This window comes from Limosilactobacillus mucosae, assembly GCF_046939755.1.
In the GTDB taxonomy this organism is placed as follows: Bacteria; Bacillota; Bacilli; order Lactobacillales; family Lactobacillaceae; genus Limosilactobacillus; species Limosilactobacillus mucosae_A.
Genome location: NZ_JBKZAY010000012.1, coordinates 1 through 20,021 on the forward strand (window position 1 = coordinate 1; position 20,021 = coordinate 20,021).

23 protein-coding genes are annotated in these 20,021 nt (G+C 46.7%); 4 read left to right on the forward strand and 19 right to left on the reverse strand.

Going from position 1 to position 20,021, the window contains the following annotated elements; genetic code table 11:
• Positions 1–15: 15 nt before the first annotated feature.
• From ACLUWI_RS05330 to ACLUWI_RS05375, 10 genes are all read right to left on the reverse strand, one after another.
• Complete coding sequence (locus ACLUWI_RS05330) at positions 16–1,926, reverse strand: copper-translocating P-type ATPase (RefSeq protein WP_412146525.1); 1,911 nt, start codon at positions 1,924–1,926, stop codon at positions 16–18.
• Positions 1,926–2,303, reverse strand: a complete 378-nt coding sequence (locus ACLUWI_RS05335) for a cupredoxin domain-containing protein (RefSeq protein WP_412146472.1) — start codon at positions 2,301–2,303, stop codon at positions 1,926–1,928. The genes ACLUWI_RS05330 and ACLUWI_RS05335 overlap by 1 nt, the downstream gene beginning before the upstream one ends.
• 190 nt (positions 2,304–2,493) lie before the next feature.
• Entirely contained in the window at positions 2,494–2,970 is a 477-nt protein-coding gene (greA, locus tag ACLUWI_RS05340; RefSeq protein WP_412146473.1) for a transcription elongation factor GreA, read from the reverse strand.
• 95 nt (positions 2,971–3,065) lie between these two features.
• Positions 3,066–3,719, reverse strand: coding sequence for a uridine kinase (udk, locus tag ACLUWI_RS05345; RefSeq protein WP_412144980.1), 654 nt, complete (start codon positions 3,717–3,719; stop codon positions 3,066–3,068).
• 66 nt (positions 3,720–3,785) lie between these two features.
• Complete coding sequence (locus ACLUWI_RS05350; protein WP_412146474.1) at positions 3,786–4,154, reverse strand: endolytic transglycosylase MltG; 369 nt, start codon at positions 4,152–4,154, stop codon at positions 3,786–3,788.
• A gap of 69 nt (positions 4,155–4,223) precedes the next feature.
• On the reverse strand, positions 4,224–6,656 hold the full coding sequence (gene pheT, locus ACLUWI_RS05355; protein WP_412146475.1) for a phenylalanine--tRNA ligase subunit beta: 2,433 nt from the start codon (positions 6,654–6,656) through the stop codon (positions 4,224–4,226).
• A gap of 5 nt (positions 6,657–6,661) precedes the next feature.
• Entirely contained in the window at positions 6,662–7,708 is a 1,047-nt protein-coding gene (gene pheS / locus ACLUWI_RS05360) for a phenylalanine--tRNA ligase subunit alpha (protein ID WP_412146476.1), read from the reverse strand.
• A 304-nt stretch (positions 7,709–8,012) separates the two neighbouring features.
• Entirely contained in the window at positions 8,013–8,351 is a 339-nt protein-coding gene (locus ACLUWI_RS05365; RefSeq protein WP_412146477.1) for a winged helix-turn-helix transcriptional regulator, read from the reverse strand.
• Positions 8,352–8,372: 21 nt separating this feature from the next.
• Positions 8,373–8,900 (reverse strand): HD domain-containing protein, encoded by a 528-nt coding sequence (locus tag ACLUWI_RS05370; protein ID WP_412146478.1) that lies wholly within the window; start codon positions 8,898–8,900, stop codon positions 8,373–8,375.
• Between the two features lie 128 nt (positions 8,901–9,028).
• Complete coding sequence (locus tag ACLUWI_RS05375) at positions 9,029–9,802, reverse strand: TrmH family RNA methyltransferase (protein WP_412146479.1); 774 nt, start codon at positions 9,800–9,802, stop codon at positions 9,029–9,031.
• 94 nt (positions 9,803–9,896) lie between these two features.
• On the opposite strand from ACLUWI_RS05375, the gene ACLUWI_RS05380 reads away from it, so the two are divergent.
• From ACLUWI_RS05380 to ACLUWI_RS05395, 4 genes are all read left to right on the forward strand, one after another.
• Positions 9,897–10,169, forward strand: a complete 273-nt coding sequence (locus ACLUWI_RS05380) for an acylphosphatase (protein ID WP_272209317.1) — start codon at positions 9,897–9,899, stop codon at positions 10,167–10,169.
• Positions 10,170–10,258: 89 nt separating this feature from the next.
• Complete coding sequence (gene yidC / locus ACLUWI_RS05385) at positions 10,259–11,209, forward strand: membrane protein insertase YidC (RefSeq protein WP_412146480.1); 951 nt, start codon at positions 10,259–10,261, stop codon at positions 11,207–11,209.
• Between the two features lie 79 nt (positions 11,210–11,288).
• Positions 11,289–11,699: a peptide deformylase gene (locus ACLUWI_RS05390; RefSeq protein ID WP_412146481.1), complete on the forward strand. Its 411-nt coding sequence runs from the start codon at positions 11,289–11,291 to the stop codon at positions 11,697–11,699.
• Between the two features lie 160 nt (positions 11,700–11,859).
• Complete coding sequence (locus ACLUWI_RS05395) at positions 11,860–13,218, forward strand: MATE family efflux transporter (RefSeq protein ID WP_412146482.1); 1,359 nt, start codon at positions 11,860–11,862, stop codon at positions 13,216–13,218.
• Between the two features lie 62 nt (positions 13,219–13,280).
• On the opposite strand, the gene ACLUWI_RS05400 is transcribed toward ACLUWI_RS05395, so the two are convergent.
• From ACLUWI_RS05400 to ACLUWI_RS05440, 9 genes are all read right to left on the reverse strand, one after another.
• Positions 13,281–14,765, reverse strand: a complete 1,485-nt coding sequence (locus ACLUWI_RS05400; RefSeq protein ID WP_412146483.1) for an ATP-binding protein — start codon at positions 14,763–14,765, stop codon at positions 13,281–13,283.
• Positions 14,766–14,784: 19 nt separating this feature from the next.
• Positions 14,785–15,471, reverse strand: coding sequence for a response regulator transcription factor (locus ACLUWI_RS05405; protein ID WP_412146484.1), 687 nt, complete (start codon positions 15,469–15,471; stop codon positions 14,785–14,787).
• Between the two features lie 204 nt (positions 15,472–15,675).
• Positions 15,676–15,852, reverse strand: a complete 177-nt coding sequence (rpmF, locus tag ACLUWI_RS05410; RefSeq protein ID WP_006500051.1) for a 50S ribosomal protein L32 — start codon at positions 15,850–15,852, stop codon at positions 15,676–15,678.
• 51 nt (positions 15,853–15,903) lie between these two features.
• The gene (locus ACLUWI_RS05415) at positions 15,904–16,458 is read right to left on the reverse strand and encodes a YceD family protein (RefSeq protein ID WP_412146485.1); all 555 of its coding nucleotides are present in this window, start codon (positions 16,456–16,458) and stop codon (positions 15,904–15,906) included.
• Positions 16,459–16,519: 61 nt separating this feature from the next.
• The gene (locus ACLUWI_RS05420) at positions 16,520–17,665 is read right to left on the reverse strand and encodes a nucleotidyltransferase (RefSeq protein ID WP_412146486.1); all 1,146 of its coding nucleotides are present in this window, start codon (positions 17,663–17,665) and stop codon (positions 16,520–16,522) included.
• Positions 17,665–18,414, reverse strand: a complete 750-nt coding sequence (locus ACLUWI_RS05425; RefSeq protein ID WP_412146487.1) for a class I SAM-dependent DNA methyltransferase — start codon at positions 18,412–18,414, stop codon at positions 17,665–17,667. Before ACLUWI_RS05425 ends, ACLUWI_RS05420 begins: the two co-directional genes overlap by 1 nt.
• Before the next feature lie 2 nt (positions 18,415–18,416).
• Positions 18,417–18,773 carry a ribosome silencing factor gene (rsfS, locus tag ACLUWI_RS05430; RefSeq protein WP_412146488.1) on the reverse strand — a complete coding sequence of 119 codons (357 nt, stop codon included), beginning with the start codon at positions 18,771–18,773 and terminating at the stop codon, positions 18,417–18,419.
• Positions 18,773–19,387, reverse strand: a complete 615-nt coding sequence (gene yqeK, locus ACLUWI_RS05435; protein WP_412146489.1) for a bis(5'-nucleosyl)-tetraphosphatase (symmetrical) YqeK — start codon at positions 19,385–19,387, stop codon at positions 18,773–18,775. Before yqeK ends, rsfS begins: the two co-directional genes overlap by 1 nt.
• The gene (locus ACLUWI_RS05440) at positions 19,380–19,994 is read right to left on the reverse strand and encodes a nicotinate-nucleotide adenylyltransferase (protein WP_412146526.1); all 615 of its coding nucleotides are present in this window, start codon (positions 19,992–19,994) and stop codon (positions 19,380–19,382) included. The genes yqeK and ACLUWI_RS05440 overlap by 8 nt, the downstream gene beginning before the upstream one ends.
• Positions 19,995–20,021: the final 27 nt, after the last annotated feature.

Consider the following 20,021-nt stretch of genomic DNA (forward strand, 5'->3'; position numbering starts at 1 on the left):
TTAATAGTTTTGATTTTAGTCATCGATTTTAGCCATGTTAAGCATCAATGAGCTAGCGACTACCGAAGCAGAGCTGAAAGCCATTGCCAGACCAGCCAATGCCGGACTGAGCACCAGTCCCCAGCGCGCAAAGACGCCGGCTGCAATCGGAATGCCGATCAGATTATAGATCAGCGCCCAAAAAAGATTCAGCTTGATGCGGGCAAAGGTCTTTTTGGCAATCGCAAGTGCCTTGACGACATCCTTAAGGCTGTTTTTAATCAAGACGATGCCGCCCGTCTCAATTGCAACATCGGTTCCCGATCCCATGGCAATCCCAACGTCTGCAACTGCCAATGCTGGTGCGTCATTGACCCCATCACCGACAAATGCCGTCACTCCTTGCTGCTGCAGTGTTTTAACCTGTTGAGCCTTATCACCTGGCTTTACCTCGGCAATTACCTCATCAATCCCGACCTGCTTGGCAACTGCTTGGGCTGCTCGTTTATTATCACCGGTAATCATAACTGTGTGCATCCCTTGCTGCTTCAAATTGGCGATTGCTGCTTGAGCAGACGGCTTGGGAGCGTCTTGAATCGCGATCAGGCCGATGATCAGTCCATCTTGACCAACTGCGGCCGTTGTCTTGCCGACTTCTTGAAGCTGCTCGATTTGATCCTGCCATTCTTTGCCCAGCGGTTGACTGGCCAGCTGGGGCTTGCCGACAAATACCTGATGACCATTGACTTGACCGGTAACGCCCTGTCCCACTCGATTAAAAAAGTCGGTCACTTTAGGAAGAATGATTGCTTGATTCTGTGCCGCCTTTACGATTGCGTCAGCCAGTGGATGCTCCGACAGCGACTCTAAAGCAGCTGCCAGCGTTAAGACTTGCTTTGGGTCGCCAATTACATCCGTAACGACCGGCTGTCCCTGCGTAAGCGTACCAGTTTTATCAAAGGCAATGTTTTTAATATGACTGGCGGTTTCCAATACTTCGCCATTTTTGATCAGAATCCCCATTTTAGCCGCACGCCCCGTACCAACCATCAGGGCTGTCGGCGTGGCAATGCCCAAAGCGCATGGACAGGCAATTACGATTGTCGAAACAGCAAAGGTCAGCGCCTTGGCTAATTCAGCATCCAAAAAGACGTACCAGACGGCAAAAACGGCAATTGCAATCATCAAGACCACTGGAACGAAAACATCAGCAATCCGGTCAGCCATTTTTTGAATCGGCGCGTGACTGGATTGGGCGTGTCTGACGATTTCAACGATCTGAGCCAGCATGGTATCCTTGCCAACCTTTTCAGCCGTGTACTCTAATACTCCGGTTTGATTAAGCGTGCCGCCGATTACCAGATCACCAGCCTGTTTTTCAATTGGCATGCTTTCGCCGGTAATCATTGACTCATTGACCGTTGAATGTCCCTTAACGATTCTGCCATCCGCGGCAATTTTTTCTCCTGGTCTGGCCAGCAGCCGATCGCCAATCATAACTTCTTCAATCGGAATCTGACTAGTCTGACCATTTCTGATTACGGTGGCCTGTCTTGCCTGCAGTTCCAGCAGCTTAGTCGTTGCCTGCGAAGCCTGTGTGCGCATCTTGTCTTCCAGATACTGGCCTAATAAGACAAAGACGATAATATAAGCGGCACTTTCAAAAAACACGTCTCGCTGATGCATCAAAGCATCGAGACTGTAAAGATATGCCGTCATGGTCCCAACGGCAACCAACGTGTCCATGTTGGCATGGTGATGCAAAAATGCTGCCCAGGCACTTTGAATAAATGCCCGTCCAGATATCAGCATGATCAAAGTCGTCAGCACCAACGCGATCCAATTACCGTTTGGCAGCAACGGCCAGGCAAACAGCATGGCCAGCATTTCATAAAGCATTGGCAAGGAAAGTATCAATGCCAGCCAGAAGCGTTTTCGAATGCTCATCATTTGACAATCACCTTGCCATGAAACATATTCATTCCACAGGCAAATTCATACTCGCCGGCTTTACTGGTGTCAAATTCAATCTGGTGCAGCTGATTTTGTGGCAGTTTCTCGTTGATTCCCTGTTCTGGAAAAACTACTCTTTCCAGACAGGCAGAAGGATCCTTGCGATAAAAATCCAGTTCTGCCGGTACGCCTTTTTTTAAAACGATCGTGCTTGGCGAATAGCCGCCATTGACCTCAACTCTGATTTTTTGATCCTGACCATTGTCATTAAGCCGCGCTGTCGTGGCCTTTTCTTGATGATGACCAAAGAACCACCAGCCAATTACTACGATTAAAAGCATGGCTATCAATAAAATCAAAAACTTAAGCATTTGTTTAGTCCCCCTTTGTTTACACATGTAATTATTGATGTGATCAGTCTGCACTTTTAAATTACATTTGTCAACGTTAAAGCAATAAAAAATCCCCACTTCATTTTTGAAGCAGGGAATTGATCTTCACCAATACGATTTGATAAAGACCCACATAAATCGCGCCGATCAGCTGGCAAATGCTCACCGATTATTTAACTTCCAGAATCTTGACTTTCATCGTCCCGTTTGGAATCTCAATTTCGACTTCATCGCCGACCTTGTGACCAATCAAGCCTTTAGCCATTGGTGATTCATTAGAGATTTTGCCGTTCAGCGGGTCAGATTCAGACTCGCCAACGATTTGGTAGGTTTCTGGTTCTTCATCTGGCAGTTCCTTAAACGTCACCTGACGACCCATCGAAACCTCATCGGCAGCCACGTCATTGTTATCAATGATCACTGAGTACTGCAGCATGTGTTCGATCTGTGAGATCCGGCTTTCAACGAATGACTGTTCATCCTTGGCAGATTCGTATTCAGAGTTTTCCGAAAGGTCACCATAGCTACGGGCGATCTTGATTCGCTTGATTACTTCTGGACGCCGTACCAAGCGCAGGTTTTCCAGTTCTTCTTCCAGTTTCTGCTTACCTTCAGCTGTCATTGGGTAGCTTTTTTCTTCAGCCATTTCAACAACTCCTTTAAATTTTCCTAGATTTCTGTTTGAATTTCGTCTTTTGCAACGTTAACATGCTCAACAATAATTGTAAACCATCTTTATGCTTACTTTAGTTCAGTATGACCGCGCTTAACCAGAATGTCGCGAACCTTAGTCGATAAAAGATCAATTGCGACCTGGTTTTCACCACCTTCTGGCACGATCAGATCGGCGTAGCGCTTGGTTGGCTCGATGAATTGATGATACATCGGCTTAACCGTTGCCAAATACTGACCAATAATTGAGTTCAGCGAACGCCCGCGCTCTTCCATATCACGCTGAATACGGCGGATGATGCGAATGTCATCATCAGTATCAACATACACCTTGATATCCATCAGATTACGGAGTCGCTCGTCATCCAGGATCAAAATGCCTTCCAGAATAATTACGTCTTGTGGTTCCACATGCACGGTCTCCTTAGCCCGCGTGTAGGCTTTGTAGTCATAGACCGGCATTTCAACGGCTTGATTGTGCCGCAGTTGGTCCAGCTGCTCAACCAAAAGATCCGTATCAAAGGCCAAGGGATGATCATAGTTGACGGCCTTGCGCTGTTCCATAGTCATATCAGCCTGGTCGTTGTAATAGGTATCTTGAGTGATAATCTGGATGGATTGTCCATGCAGCTGATTGTAGATAGCCCGGCTAACCGTGGTCTTGCCACTGCCGGAGCCACCCGTTACGCCAATAATGATTGGACGTTTGTCATCATTGTTCACGCTAAAATTCTCCTTTATTTATCAATACGAAACTTAGTATAGCGCAGCCAGATAGCAGCGACAAGTTTATTCGGCAGTATTTGTCGCAGCCGTTGGTTTTTGCTGCAGTTTTTCAACGATCTGGGGCGTTGACTGACTCCGTTTCAAATAAAAGCGCCCCGCCTTAATGCCTTGCGTCTTGTGCGTCTGCAGATAATAGTCAAATACATAGGCATTGCGAACCAGTTTTTTCTTTTTAAGCAGCGTCCCGGCCTGTTTATCGGTCGTACCCTTAGGAATCTCAACCACGCGCCTGGTTTGGTCATCGGCATCTACCGGCAGCAGCTCATGATTAAACCAGCCATGCGCAATCAAACCACTAACGATGAGAATAACAATCAAAAGCAGGGTCACGATGTTTTGACGCCGAATCTGTTGTTTGGTAAAATGGGGCATTTTAAGGTCCTCAAACAAAATAGCAAAAAGGGACCGCCTTTTTAGACGTCCCCTAATCAATAACTACAATTAACGAATTTCTGCATTCAAAACATTTTGCAGGTGTTTTTCGACTCTGGCAAATGCTTCATTAACCTGATCTTCTGTCAGCGTTGCATCATCAGCTTGATAAGTCAGCGTGTAGGCCAACGACTTCTTGCCAGCTGGCAGCTTGGTACCCGTGTAGACGTCAAACAGGTGAACGTCTTTGAGGTATTGACCGCCTTTTTGGTAGATCAGATCAACGACTTCTTCATTCGTTGCGTCTTCAGCAACCAACAGAGCAATATCACGCGTTACGGCTGGATATTTGCTGATATGACGATATTGTTTTGGCAGCTTATCGGCAGCCAGCAGTGCTTCGACGTTCAGTTCAAAGACATAGGTTTCTGGAATCTTTAAGTCCTTGGCCATTTGTGGGTGAACCTGACCAACGAATCCAATCAGCTTGCCGTTTAACAAAATATTGGCCGTCCGACCAGGGTGCATCTCAAGACGGGTGCTGTCAGCAACGTATTCAATCGTGCCGGCAATTGCCATGTTGTGCAGGTAGCGTTCTACGATTCCCTTGATCTGATAAAAATCAACCGGACGTCGCTGTAGATTCCAACTGTCAGACAACAGGCTTCCCGCCATGGCCCCAGCAACGTGTTCTTGCTCTTCAGGACGCTCGCCGCCTTTTGGAATGAAGACGCGGCCCTGTTCATAAAGCGCGATATCTTCTACCTGACGCGTAGTATTGTAGGCTACATCAACCAAAAGACCACTGACGATGCTTTCGCGAGCCGTTGTATGATCAGAACTCATTGGGTAGTCAAGCTGCATTGGCTTAACAGCTGGTTCAATCGTAAACTGCTGAGCCTGTTCTTCGTTCATTAATGAGTAGCTGATCGCCTGGTTCAATCCCATGCTCTGCAAAGATTGGCGCGTTGCCTTCAAGAACTTTTGCCGCAAATTCAAGCCGCCCAGCGTCCGCGTCATGGTTGGCAAGGTTGAAGGAATATTGTTGTAGCCGTACAGACGAGCGATTTCTTCATTCAGATCGGCCGCAATGCTGATATCCCAGCGCCGTGCCGGTACGCTTACGACCAGCGTATCGTCATCCGATTGCGTGTAGGCAAACTTCAGTCGATCAAAGATGTTTTCAACCTGTGCCAGTTTCAGATCCGTGCCCAATACGGCATTGATCTTAGTCAAAGACATCGTAATTGGCGTTGACTTGCTTGGCGTCTCACTGCCAGTAACGATGCCCTGCTCAACCTCACCGCCAGCCAGCTGCTGCAGCCAGTAAGCAGCCTCATTTAAGGCCGTTTCTACAGTTTCTGGATTAACGCCCCGTTCAAATCGCATTGAGCTTTCGCTGTGCAGATCCAAGCGTCGCGCCTGCTTGCGAACCATGACTGAATCAAAGATGGCAGCCTCTAAGACCACGTTTTGTGTTTGACCGTTAACGGCCGTGCTCAAGCCGCCCATCGTTCCGGCCAGGCAGACTGGCTCATCGTTTGAGGTTACCAGGATGTCTTCTTTTTGCAGCGTTTGTTCGGCCTCATCCAGCGTTACGAACTTTTCGCCTTCATGCGCATGACGAACGCTGAGCTCATGGGCCGGCAACCGATCATAGTCATAACTGTGCATTGGCTGACCGTACTTGAGCAGGATGTAATTGGTAACGTCCACGACATTGTTGATTGGCCGAATCCCAGAATTCCAAAGCCGAATCTGCAGCCACATTGGACTCTCACCCAGCTTAACGTTCTTGATCACCCGTGCTTTGTAGACCGGTGCAATCTTTGGATCCGGGATCGTAATTTTAAGCAAGTCGGCTGCTTTTTGCGAACCGTTTTCCTTAACGTCATGTGAAACGAAATTATTCGGCAAGTCGTAAATCGCACTCAGATCGTTGACGTTACCGTACATACTCAGCATGTCGCCCCGGTTTGGCGTCAAATCGGTGTCAATGATCGTATCATCCATTCCCAGGTAGCCAAAGACGGCATCGCCCACCCTGGCATCATCTGGCAGGAACCAGATGCCTTCTTCATAAGCCTTTGGTGCAATCTTGTCACTAAAGCCAATTTCCTGCAGCGCGCAAAGCATGCCGTTTGATTCTTCGCCACGAATCTTGCCGCGCTTGATCTTGGTGCCATCTTTGAGCTTGGCACCAGCTAAGGCAACAATGACCTTCTTACCAGCTGCCTGACTGACATTAGGTGCGCCACAGACAATCTGAACGGTAGCCCCTTCGCTGATCTTAACTTGGCACAAATTGAGGTGATCAGAGTCTGGATGTGGCTTGACCGATTCAATCTGACCCACGACGATATTGCTCAGCCCATCGCTTGGCGAGTAGACCTCATTAATGTCAACTGAGGTCAAAGCCAGTTTTTCGGCCAGCGCGTTGGGTTCAATCTGGTTCTTTTCAAGCGGCAGATATTCATTTAACCATTGGTATGAAACTTTCATTGAGATTATCCTTTCTGATCAAATTGCGTCAAGAAGCGCATGTCGTTTTGGTAGAAATCACGAATGTCTTCAACACCGTATTTAATCATGGCAAAGCGGTCCGGCCCCAGTCCAAAGGCAAAGCCGCCATATACATCAGGATCAACGCCTGACATCTTCAAAACGTTTGGATGAACCATCCCAGCACCCAAGACTTCAATCCAGCCCGTTCCTTTACAGATTGCACAGCCCTTGCCCAGACAATTAAAGCAGGTAACGTCAGCTTCAACGCTTGGTTCGGTAAATGGGAAGTAGCTTGGCCGCAAGCGAACCTTCAATTGATCACCAAACAGATTTTGGGCAACGACTTCCAGCGTCCCTTTCAAATCAGCCATCGTTACGTGTTCACCGACAACTAGTCCTTCGACTTGGTGGAACTGATGACTGTGCGTGGCATCATCAGTATCGCGCCGGTAGACCTTACCTGGTGAGATCATCTTCAAAGGACCCTTGGAAAAGTCGTGTTTTTCCATCATCCGCGCCTGCATTGGCGAAGTCTGCGTCCGCATCAGAACTGATGGCGTAATGTAGAAAGTATCCTGCATGTCACGAGCTGGGTGATCCTTAGGCAGGTTCAGCTTTTCAAAGTTGTATTCTTCTTGTTCAACTTCATCACCGACTGCAACTTCATAACCCATGCCAATGAACAGATCAACCAGCTGATCAATGATTTGCTGAATCACATGCGGCTGGCCTTGTGCAACCGGCGTTCCTGGCAGCGTAACATCAATTGATTCGCTTTGCAGCTTAGCATCCATCAATGCTTGTTCCAGGCTGGCCTTTTTATTTTCCAAAGCCTTTTGCAATTCATCACGGACCTCATTGGCAAACTTGCCGACTTTTGGCCGTTCTTCGGCACTCAGATCTCGCATGCCGCGCAGAACGTTGGTAATTGGGCCTTTCTTACCCAATAGCTTGACACGAATATCGTTAACGTTCTTTAAGTCCTCACTGTCTGCAATTTCACTGAGACCTTGTTGACGCAATTCTTCAAGTTTTTCTCTTAAACCCATCAATTTTCCTCCTTAGCGTGGCCACAAAAAAACTCGTCCTTCGACGAATCGAGGGACGAGTTTTTCGCGGTACCACCCTGGTTTATGACAATGTCATACGCTCAAATGACTGATAACGGTCGTCAACCGGGATACAAGGTACCGACTCCGGAAGTGAAATTCGCTGATGCCAACAGAAATGATTTGCAGTCGATGATCATTTCTCCCTTGATGCCGTTTGATCAGCTACTAATTTCCATCACAGTCGCTTTAATAAATATAAAGCTATTTTAGGCAATCATGACACCTTGGTCAAGTCCTAATTTTAGTCTTTACCGCACCACTGATTGCTCCATTCGTGTACGGCTTCCATTACTGGTGCCAAATCGCGGCCACGTTTAGTCAATGAATAATCAACCCGACTTTCACCAGGATAGGTATTACGTGAAACAATCCCGTCTTCTTCCAGTTCCTTCAACCGTTCACAAAGTACCCGATCGCTGCATTTTTCCACATGTGCTGCCAGATCCTTGAAGCGTTGCGTACGTTCATGCAGCAAGACTTCAATGATCAGTCCGTTCCATTTTTTCCCCAGCATGGCAAATGTCTCTGTAAACTTTGGACACAGCGTAAAATCATCCTGTTTGGCCTTTACTTGATCCATGTAATCTTCCCCTCTTCAAAACTAAATCTTTTTACTGTTTTTGGAAGGAGCAGCATGCCAATCCACAACCTTTTTTTGCTGTTCAAGCTTTTTGCGCAGCGGACCGAAGAATTCATGCTCAGCTTCGTAGTTGTCCACCATTGACACGATCAAACTTTCCATGTAGCGTGGAACGGCCATGGTCGCACCAAACATATGCTTTAAGATAATGTCACGCTCTTTTTTATTCAGATGCGTGATTTTTTCAGCATTACGCAAGGCAACACGAGGGTGAATAAAGGCATGCGACCCCAGATTGAATTTGGTAGTTCGCCAGTCATAGTAGAACAGATCATGCAAAAGTCCGGCCCGCGCCGTGCTCTTGTAGTCCAGATGCATTTTCTTTGCCAGCTTGTAGCTGTCAAAAGAAACGGCAATCGAATGCTGCAGGCGATTGGAATGATGATGCTGCTTATAGTGTGCAAGCCTTTTAACGGCCGGCTGTTCTAGCAGATCTTTGACCAAGGATACATATTCTGGGTCTTGACGCCATTCGTTTTCGGTTTTCATAGTAACTGGCCCCTTCCTTTATTTGTCAATATCATACATGATTTGCTATCAAAAATAAATTAATAAGCTCTTATAAAATGTAAGTATTAATAGTAAGCAACTCAGCAGGATTGACGACAACTGAGGATTTAGTTTTGGGCGTTTAGCTGAAACATTAAAATACCAGCTGAAACTGCAACGTTGAGTGACTCGGCTTGGCCACGCATTGGAATATACAGATTATCCGTTGTTTGCTTTAAAAGATCAGCGCTCATCCCTTGACCTTCATTCCCCATAATCAAGGCAAAATCGGTGCCGGGATGCACATCACGAAAGTTTTTGGCCGCCGGGTTAAGCTGCGTGCCGTACACTGGAGAATGCTGCTGTTTAAAATCAGCAATCCATTTGTTCAAGTCGCCTTCAAACAGTTGCAGGTGAAACTGACTTCCTTGCATAGAACGGACTACTTTCGGACTGCAGAAGTCAGCGGTCCGATCTCCAGCAACCACTCCCGCAAAGCCGGCCGCATCAGCAGTTCTGACCATCGTTCCTACGTTGCCTGGGTCCTGCACCCGATCCAGCAGCAGCCATGCTCCTTTTAACGGCAGGTCAGGCTTGCGTTTGAGATCCGGCATGTCAACAATTGCTACGATGCCTTGGGGCGTGATCGTTTCTGTAATATGACGCATGATTTCAGGCGTGACCTGATAGACTGCGTCAACCCGTGATACAATATCACTGTGTTCGGTCAAGGCAGCCTTAGTCCCAACCAGCTCATGAATCGTTAGTCCGCTTTGCATCGCTTCTTGAACCAAATGCCAGCCATCCAGCATATATTGGCCAGTTTGCCGACGGTACTTGCGCGTCTGCAGTTTTTTCCAGTTTTTGACGCGTTGATTATGAATTGAAGTTAATTCTTCCATAGTTTAATTTTTCACCTCAGTTTATCGTTAACTCAATTATACCATTATCCTAACGATCCTTGATAATCGTCAACCGCTTACGGGAGGGGTTTTTATGCTTAATTATCATATTGTCGTCACTGGCAGAGTCCAGGGCGTTGGTTTTCGCTGGTCAACTCACGAACTGGCTTTGCAGCACGGTCTGGTCGGTCAAGTCAAAAACGAATGGGACGGCAGCGTTACGATCGACGTCCAAGGTCCAGCTGCAGCGGTCAAAATGTTTGTCAAAGAAGTCCAGGCCGGTCCCAATCCATATGCCAAAGTTGCTGGCATGCAAATCGAGCCACGCGCTATCAGAAACGACTGGCAGGACTTTAAAATGCGGTGATCTTGTTGAAGTTGCTAGATTTTAAGCCCTTTTTAAGGTAAGATACAAAATGTTAAATTTATTGAAGTCAAAGGAATGAGCTATTTAAAATGAAGAAAAAACGCCTCACCGTGGCCATGCTTTTAGGCACCATGCTGCTGATCTTAAGCGGCTGCGTACGTACCGACAAGCATGGACATCCAATCGGCTGGGTCTACAATTACATGGCTAAACCCATGCAGCACCTGATGACTTGGCTGGCTCAGCACATGGGAAACAACTATGGCTGGGCAATCGTCGTGATCGTTGTGATCGTCCGCTTGATCCTTTTGCCGGTTATGATGAGCCAAATGAAAAAATCAACGCTGATGCAGGAAAAAATGGCAATGGTGCAGCCGCAACTGCGTGAGCTGCAGCAACGGCAAAAAGACGCCAAGACGCCCCAGGAACAAGCCGCTGTCAGCCAGCAGATGATGCAGCTTTATCGTGACAACAACATCTCGATGACCGGTGGAATCGGTTGCCTGCCTTTACTGATTCAATTACCGATCTTTGCTGCTCTGTACGCGGCCATCCGCTACTCGCCCGATCTTTACCATGCTACGTTCATGGGAATGCCTTTAGGGAAGCCAAGCGCGATTCTGGCCATCTTGTCATTCTTGGCTTATCTGGTCCAAGGCTGGCTTTCCATGATTGGCGTGCCTAAGGAACAGCGTAAACAAATGGGGGCTGCCATGCTGATGAGCCCAGTTATGATTTTGTTTATCGCATGGACGTCTTCAGCTGGTTTAGGACTATACTTTGTCGTTAGTGCCCTGTTTGCAATCTTGCAGACTTGGCTGGTAAATGCCTGGCGACCAAAGCTGCGTGAAAACATCAAACAAGAAATGAAGGATCACCCAGTTAAGATGCCAGACCCGATTCCTGCTCAGCCAACTGTCGCCAAGCCGACGACTGATACGATTGAACAGCTCAAAAAGGCACCAGCCAAATCCAAGCCTGCTGCTAATAAGAATCGGCGTCGCAATGCCGGCAAGCAGCACCATCATTCATCCAAGTAATTGATCCTAAAGCATCGCGGTCTGATTGTGACCCGATGCTTTTTATAAACTCAGATAAAAAGAAAGGAAACTAATCATTATGATCAAGCCAATCTGTCGCAACCTGCAGATTCTATCCCAAAAAGCTCGCCCAGCCACTAAACAAGATATCCCATTAGCCAAGGACCTTTTAGAAACGCTTGCGGCTAATTCCGCAAATTGCGTTGGGATGGCAGCCAATATGATTGGCGCGCCGGTTGCTGTAATTGCCGTATCTTTGGGACCGGTCAGCGTAGCCATGCTGAATCCAAAACTGACGATCAAAAAAGAGCCTTACCAGACCAAGGAAGGCTGCCTCAGTCTCACTGGCCAGCGCCCAGCAACCCGTTACCAGCAGATCGTTGTTGAATATTACGACCTTAACTGGCAAAAACAATCGCTTTCATTGACTGGGTTTGCTGCTGAGGCCGTTCAGCATGAGCTCGATCATTGCAATGGCATTATCATCTAAATCATTAGAGCTGATTTATCTCAACGATTCTTCTATGAGACGAATCGGCTCTTTCTTTTTGATCTGATGCAGCTTAACTGCTACGCTGACCGTTTTTTTATTTTATAATATGAGCAAGGTTTGTCTAATCAGCGCTCCTAAAGCAAAGGGATGGTGAAAATTGAAACATCATGAATCGATCATCGGCGAGTTAAACAACTATATCGTCCGTAACGTTACCGCTTCAGTCGGCCTTTCAATCTATATTCTGATTGATACGCTTTTTATCTCAATGGCTGCCGGAGCAATGGGCTTGACCGTCTTGAATTTGGCTCTGCCCATCTATAGTCTTTTCAACTGTACTGGCCTGCTTTTAGGCGTGGGCGGCGCTGCTTATTTTTCATTGAATAAGGTTGACCATCCAGAACGCGTTAAGACGCTTTACAGTGAACTGGTTATTTTTGCCGTTTTGCTGGGAACTGCAGTCATTATTCTAATCAATCTATTTACACGGCCACTGGCAACGATTCTGGGTGCCAATGATCAGACCATGGATATGGCAATCAAGTATCTGCGGCTGATGTCAATTGACGCGCCAGTTACCATGGCCAACTACATTTCCGTTAATTTCGTTCGCAACGACAATCATCCCGGCTTGACAATGCGCGCCGCATTGATTGAAAGCTTTGTCGTTATCATCTTTGACTGGTTCTTTATTTTTGGCCTGCATCTTCAGATCGAAGGGGCCGCCTTAGCAGCAGTCGTTTCGCCAGCAACCAGTCTGATCGTACTTTCTTTTCATAAACGTTTTCCATATCGGCAGCTGGAATGGCACTGGGTCTGGCCAAGGCTTAAAACGCTTAAAACAGCTGCTAAGCTTGGCGTTTCAGCCTGCCTAAACGAATTAAGTACTGGGGTTTCAATCTATGTCTTCAACATGGTTTTGCTCAAACTCAACGGCAACTATGCCGTGGCAGCTTATGGCGTAATCTCAAACATCGCCATCGTTACCGTAGCAATCGCTAATGGTGTCGCTTTAGGGGTTCAGCCATTAGCCAGTCGTGAATATGGGACGCGGCATTTTCGCAACGTCCGGCTAGCGTTAAGACACGGATTAAAGATCACGGCAGTAATTGCCGTTTTAGCGTTTATCGTCCTGGTTGTATTCCGTCATCCAATTATTACGCTGTTCAACCACGACCATTCTCTGCAGCTGACTCGCTATGCCATGGAGGGAATGCCGATCTACTTTACCAGTACTTTATTTTCAGCAATCAATCTGTTGATGATTATTTTCCTGACCGCCATTAACTGCGCCACGCTTTCGTTTTCACTCTCGCTTTTAAGAGGCTATGTCGTCTTGCTGCCTGCCATCATCCTAATGGGTTGGCTGTTCGGCATTAATGGGGTTTGGGCTGCCGTACCAGTAACGGAGCTTTTGATCACGCTGATTGGCTTTTTCCTGGTTCATCAACAGGATCACCGGCTCAAACTGATGGAAGATGCCCAAAGGAAAGCCAACCTGACCAAATCAATCTAAATAAAAAACCTCGCTTCAATTTTTGAAACGAGGTTTTTGTTTACGGCAGCTAAAGACTGCGCTTATTTATCTTTTTCAACCGGTTTTTCCTTCACGATCGGTAAAGTAATCCGAAACAGCGATCCAGATCCAACCGTACTTTCAACGGCAATATGACCATGATAGCCTTCGACCAGCCGCTTGGCAATTGCCAGTCCCAGACCATTGCCACCCTTTTTACGGCTGCGAGCCTTATCAACGCGATAGAAACGATCAAAGACATGCAGCACGTCTTCTTGCGGGATCCCCTCGCCAAAGTCCTGAACACCAATTTCAATAGCATTTAGATTGCGCGATAAGGAAAGATGAACTTCCTTGCGATCTTTAGAATATTTCACGGCATTGTCAAATAAGATGATCAGGATCTGTTCAAGATGGTCACGATAGATGTGTACTGGAACGTCTTCATGCAGATCATCATCAAAGCGGAAAACGTAGTCCGGATACAGCATCTTGAAATTGTTAAATACTTGTTCGACCACGTCTTTTACCCCAGTGACGGCATCGTGAAACTTAACGTCAACTTGTTCGGCGCGGGTCAGATCAAGCATTTCTTTGATCAGACTGTTCATCCGCGTTGTTTCTTTTAAGGCAGCGGCAATTGACTCATCCAAGACTTGGGGATCATCCTTGCCCCAGCGCTGCAGCATTTCCATGTGTCCTTGAATAATGGCAACCGGCGTTCTGAGCTCGTGTGAAACGTCACTGACAAATTGCGTCTGCTGGTCAATGTAGCGCTGTGTCTGATCAAGCATCTGATTAAACATGCGCGATAATTCGCCCAGTTCGTCATTTAATTCAGCAACGTCTTTCGGCACGCGCACATCGCTGGTTGGATCATCTCTTACTACTGTCAAGGTATCATGAATATCGTCGAGTGGCCGCAACCAATAATAAGATAGAAAGTACCCCAACAGGCCACTGGCAATCACAACCAGACAAAGAGCCAGCACCGAAATCAAAATCAAGCGTTTAAAGACTTGATAGTACTGACTTAAATCATTTTCTACCTGGACATAGCCGATGATCGTACCATCATGTGACAGGATCGGTTCACGACCAACCATAATGCGATGATGATTGCCCTTGACCATTTCTGTTGCGGAATGCTGATAAGTTTTCAGCGGCAGCGTTGCCTTGGCCGTCTCAAAAATCTTTTGGCCTTTGCCGTTCATCACCGTAATTGTCACTTGGGAATTGCTTAATCCCTGCACCAAGGGCTGACGATAAAATTCAGTCGTGTCGTTAAGCATGATTTCACGTTTAAAAATCGACTGCACCCTATTCTTGGTCAAAGAGCTTTCGCCAGCATTGCCCAACTGCCGAACCACGATGGACATATTATGATTAAGCTCGCTGCGTTCCTGCTGTAGCAGGTTTTGTGTGAAGGCACTAAACAGTGAGACCACTACGATCATTGAAATGATTAAAGATCCAATGGCCGTGCCAATAGCCCACTTTACCTTGAGCGAAACGAAGCGAGATGATTTTGATTGCTTTTCGCTCATAAAGACCCTTCTTTAACAACTAGGAACGAATTACGTAACCAGTACCGCGAACGGTTTGAATGTAGCTCTTTTCGCCAGGGCGGTCGATTTTATTACGCAGATAACGGATATAGACATCCACAACGTTGGTTTCAACCTTGGAATCATATCCCCAAACCTTGCTGAGCAATTCTTTACGCGACATGACGACATTGATGTTTTCCATCAAGATCAAAAGCAGTTCATATTCACGCTTGGTCAGGTTGATGATCTCCTCGCCACGACGAACGACGCGGTTTTCTTTTTCAATCGTCAGGTCTTTATACGTAACCGTTGTCTGATGACTCTTGGCATTGCCGCCTTCAATACTGATTCGACGCAGCAGTGCTCGTACGCGGGCCAGCAGCTCTTCAATGGCAAATGGCTTGACGATGTAGTCATCAGCCCCATGATCCAAGCCAGAAACCCGATCAATAACCGAATCACGTGCCGTCATGATGATAATCGGCGTGTCCTTGATTTCCCGCACGCGACGGGCTACTTCAATCCCGTTCAGTTCTGGCAGCATCAAATCAAGCAGAATCACGTCAAAGTCTTGATTCAAAGCGGCATCCAGTCCGGCGCGGCCATCAAGCTCAACATCGGTTTCATAGCCTTCATGCTTTAATTCTAGTTCTACGAATCGTGCCAGGTTTTCTTCATCTTCAATAATTAAAATCCGACTCATATTAAAACGCTCCTCGTTTAAATTGGTGGGTCTTACTCCCACATAATAACCACAACAATTTTATCACACAAACCTAATCTTCCCTACCTTTAAGATTAATTAAACGGTGTTAAAATTAAAATTTTTTCAATCTTTACATAAAAAAAAGACCTTCCCAGGTCCGGCGCCTCGAGAAAGGTCTTTAATCGAATAAAATCGACGTGATTAGTTGTTTTCAACAGCTTGCTTGCCGTTGTAGTAACCACAGCTTGGGCAAACCATGTGTGACTTGCGCAGTTCACCACAGTTTGGACATGGAGCCAAGCCAGGCACAGTCAGCTTGATGTGACCACGACGATTGCGCTTACGCGTCTTGGATGTCTTCCGTGCTGGTACAGCCATGTGTGACACCTCCTTCAAATAATCTATCCACTAGTGGTTTTTAACCGTTCGCTAATTTTGGTTATCCTGATCAGGAAATAAGTTTTTTAGCTTAGCGAAACGTGGATCAACATGTTCCTTATCCGGTGCCTGATTGATATTATCCTCGGCAACGACTTCCCAACCCTTGCCATTTGGCATTTGAGATGCGTTTTTTTCATCTTCGGACAATACCTGCATTGGAATCTGCTCGATAATATTTTCGGCCAAAACATTTTCAAAATCAATTGTATCGTGCGGGTCAGCTAAAACGAAAATCAATTCGTCATCCTCATAACGACCTACATGCGATTCATCATTGACATAGGTTTCAGCAAATGCAAAATCCAATGGCAATTCGACCGGTTTCAGCGAACGGCTGGATGGTACGGTCAGCGTTGTCTTGACGTTGACACTTAAAGTAGCATCACCCTGATCATAGACCACGTAGCCATCAACCTCAACAGGCTGACAGTTAAGGACTTGATTAGGGAACCGTTCTGTCAGTGATGCGTTTAGATCAAAAGTACTTTGAATATGCAGCGGCTCATCATGATAGCGATGAAGTTCAGCCAACGTCCATTTCACGGTACTAACCTCCTAATGCAACAAGCGTTATTATACTAGTCCCAAGTTTGCTTGTCAATGTTTATTCCTTGACACCCTTAACAATCACCGGCGCATGCTTTAAATCCTGTTCAACCGGCGTAAAAGTCTGATAGAGCTTGCCTGCGCGATAGTCGAGATTGATCAGATCATCGCGCAGGTTTTGATCAATCTTGGTTAAAAGCGGCAATTCAACCTGTTTCTTAATCGAATGCAGATAGGCTCTACCGCGTTCATTAAAGCCTAAAACATGCAGATAGGGCCGTTTAAGATGATCACTCATCTGCGACTCAGTAAGCTGCAGGATCGTATACAGATAGACTCTTAACAGATGCGCGTAGGTGTAGCGCTTCGTCTTGACTGCCTTCATAAAGCCAGCAAAGGTCAGATTGCGCTGAGCCGCATCTTTCATCCGATACTCAAGTCCTTCTGCCATTTGATAAATCCGGGCCAGCTGCTCAACCGGGGTTTGAATCAGCAGATTGCGCAGCATCGGATACATTGCGTCCCAACTAGGCACCTGCTGAAGCTTTTGCAGCTGCTGGGCCGTCTGTTTAGGAACTGCCTGTTTAAAATCACCATGCTCTAAAACGGCCTGCCGAATCGCACTGGCACTGGCAATCTTTCCCTCAATATGCTCATCATGATACTGACTGCCGCGCCGCTGAATCGGGTGCAGACTAAGCGGCAGCCGTTCATTAATCTGTGCCTTATAATAACCAAATGACAAGATATCGTTAGGATCAGTCAATGACAAGCCGGTCTGATCTTTCAGCTGGTCATTGAACTGCGTGGCAAAAGTCGCGTTATACTGACTAAAATCGCTGGCAGTAAAGTTTTGCTCCGCGGCTACCAGCTGCTTAAAATCCCATTTTGGATGTTCAGCACCAAAAACCACGTCATCAACTCCTAAGGTCGCCAACAATTCTAAGGCTCCGGCCGCAAAACGATGGGCTGGCTGCACGGCCATAAAGATCGGCAGTTCAACAACCAGATCGACGCCATTAGTCAGTGCTGCTTGCGCTCGCTGCCATTTATCAAGCAGCGTTGGTTCGCCGCGCTGCGTAAAATTACCACTCATTACGGCAACGACAACCTCGGCATGAGTTAACTCTCGCGCCTGGCTGAGGTGATAGCGATGACCATTATGAAAAGGATTATATTCAGTTACCAACCCCACCGCATGCATTAATTCACCTGCTTTCGACAAATAAAAAACCAGCGGGTCGTTTTTTCATCAATCGCTCGGCGGCCAAAATCTGCTTTGACCTCAATCCGATTAAATCCTGCCTTTAAAAGTGCTTCTCGCCAGTTTTTTAGTTCATAAGCCCGTTCAAAATGAGTTTCATGCAGCCGCTGATAATGATTATCCGGCAGACGGTTAAAAAAGGTTAATTCATGGATCACGCCATGCTCAACGTCATCATCGGCATAGCTGCGCCATAAAAAGGCCCGTTGCTCATCGGGATCTTCATAGTTGTACATATAGCCGGGATAGATTTCATCGGTCTGATATGGCGTAATTACGTCAAACAGCAGCCAACCATCATCTTTTAAATGTGCCGCCATCTGTTCAAGTGTTGACTGAACGTCGGCAAAATCATCCAGATAGCAAAGCGAGTCGGCAAAACAGGTAATCGCATCATATTGATCCAAGCCGCTCAGATCGCGCATATCGCCTTGTATCAGCGTCATTGGTACCTGTGCTTCTTGAGCATGCTTAAAAGCCAGACTCAGCATCTCTTCTGAAAAATCAAAGTCAACGACCTGATAGCCGTCTCGTGCCAATAAAACGCCCAGTCGTCCCGCACCCCCAGCAACGTCCAAAATCGTCCGTGCGCTTTTTGGCAGCCGGTTTTCGACAAATTCATGCCATTGCTGATACATGTCGCTTTCAAACAATTCATCGTACAGCTGAGCAAACGTTCCGTAGATCATGACTATTCTTTAACCCATTCGCTCAAGTCAACCAACGGCGCGTCAGACCAAAGCTTTTCCAGGTTATAGTAGTGGCGCGTTTCTTCACGAAAGACGTGTACGACCACATCGCCAAGATCAATCAAGATCCACTGTGCTTCCTGCTTGCCTTCAACGCTCTTGATGTCGACGCCATTTTCATGAGCGGCTTCGATAATCGCGTTGGCAATGGCTTGGACCTGCCGATTGGATCCCCCAGTCATAATAACGAAATAGTCAGCCATTGGTGTAATCATGTCGACTTTTAAGGCCGTAATGTCTTCGGCACGCCGACCATCTGCTGCCTGTACGGCCATCTTTAATAATTCTTTGCTGTCCATTAATCAATTTCCTTTCCATATTGCGGCACCCATGCATTAAAGGTTGCCAGAGTTTGTGGATGAATCGGGGCGTTGTTTTTGATCAGGTAAAGCAGCGTATGCTTGGTTTGATAGGCAACGCCAGCTCCCAGATTCTGCTTGGTAAGCTTGCGCGCCTTTTTAACAGCCGGAAAGTCGCGACCTGGTTCGATATAATCTGCCATATAGATGATCTGCGCTAGCTTGGTCATGTAAGCCGCCCCCGTTGTATGGAAGCGAATGGCGTTCAAAATATCTTCATCATGCACGCCAAGTTCGTCTTTAACCAGCTCAGCGCCGACAAATCCATGCCAGATTGCGTTGCCATAGTTTAAAAGGTCGGGATCCAGTTTCTTGGCTTTGATTACCTTAATAAAGTCCTCATCAGCACGCTGCTTGGCATAATCATGACAAAGTCCGGCAATGCTGGCTGCTTCTACATCAACATCGTATTGTTTTGCCAATTCAATTGCGGTTTTCTCAACACGCAGTACATGCTCAAAACGCTTATCGCGCAAAGCAGTCCGTAGATGTTCAATCAGCTCTTGGCGTGTCATTGGAATTAAATGCTCTTGATAAATCAATTCATCACTCATGATATAGCTGATGCTCCTTAATATATTCGGCAACTTTATCGGGAACCATATAACGAATCGAACGGCCCTGCTTGATCCGCTCGCGAATATCGGTTGAGCTGAAGCCGACACCTGGTACGTCAACCCAGATAACCGGATATTGTGAGTCATTTTGCGCTCCAGGACGCCGGACGCCGACAAAGTTTACCAATTTAACCAATTTATCGATCTCGTGCCATTTTGGCAGGTAGTCCACCATATCGCCACCGATAATAAAGTAATAGTCGGTATCAGGGTGCTTTTCTTTCAGATATTTCATCGTATCGTAGGTATAGCTGATGCCGCCACGCTCAATTTCAGCCATTTCAATACCAAACAAAGGATTGTCCTCAATCGCCAGCTGTAGCATATTGACGCGGTCTTCAGCATCAATAGCCTCCTTATGATCAACGTGTGGCGGAATCATGTCAGGCATGAAAAGCACCTTATTCAATAAGAGCGTTTTGCCAACCTGGTCAGCGGCCAGTAAATGAGCGTTATGCACGGGATTAAATGTCCCACCATAAATACCGATTCGCTTGCGATGCTGAAAGCTGGTGCGCTGAACTTGCGGCTTAGGGATTGCGATCGTTGCTTTAGCCTGCTGCAAGAATCA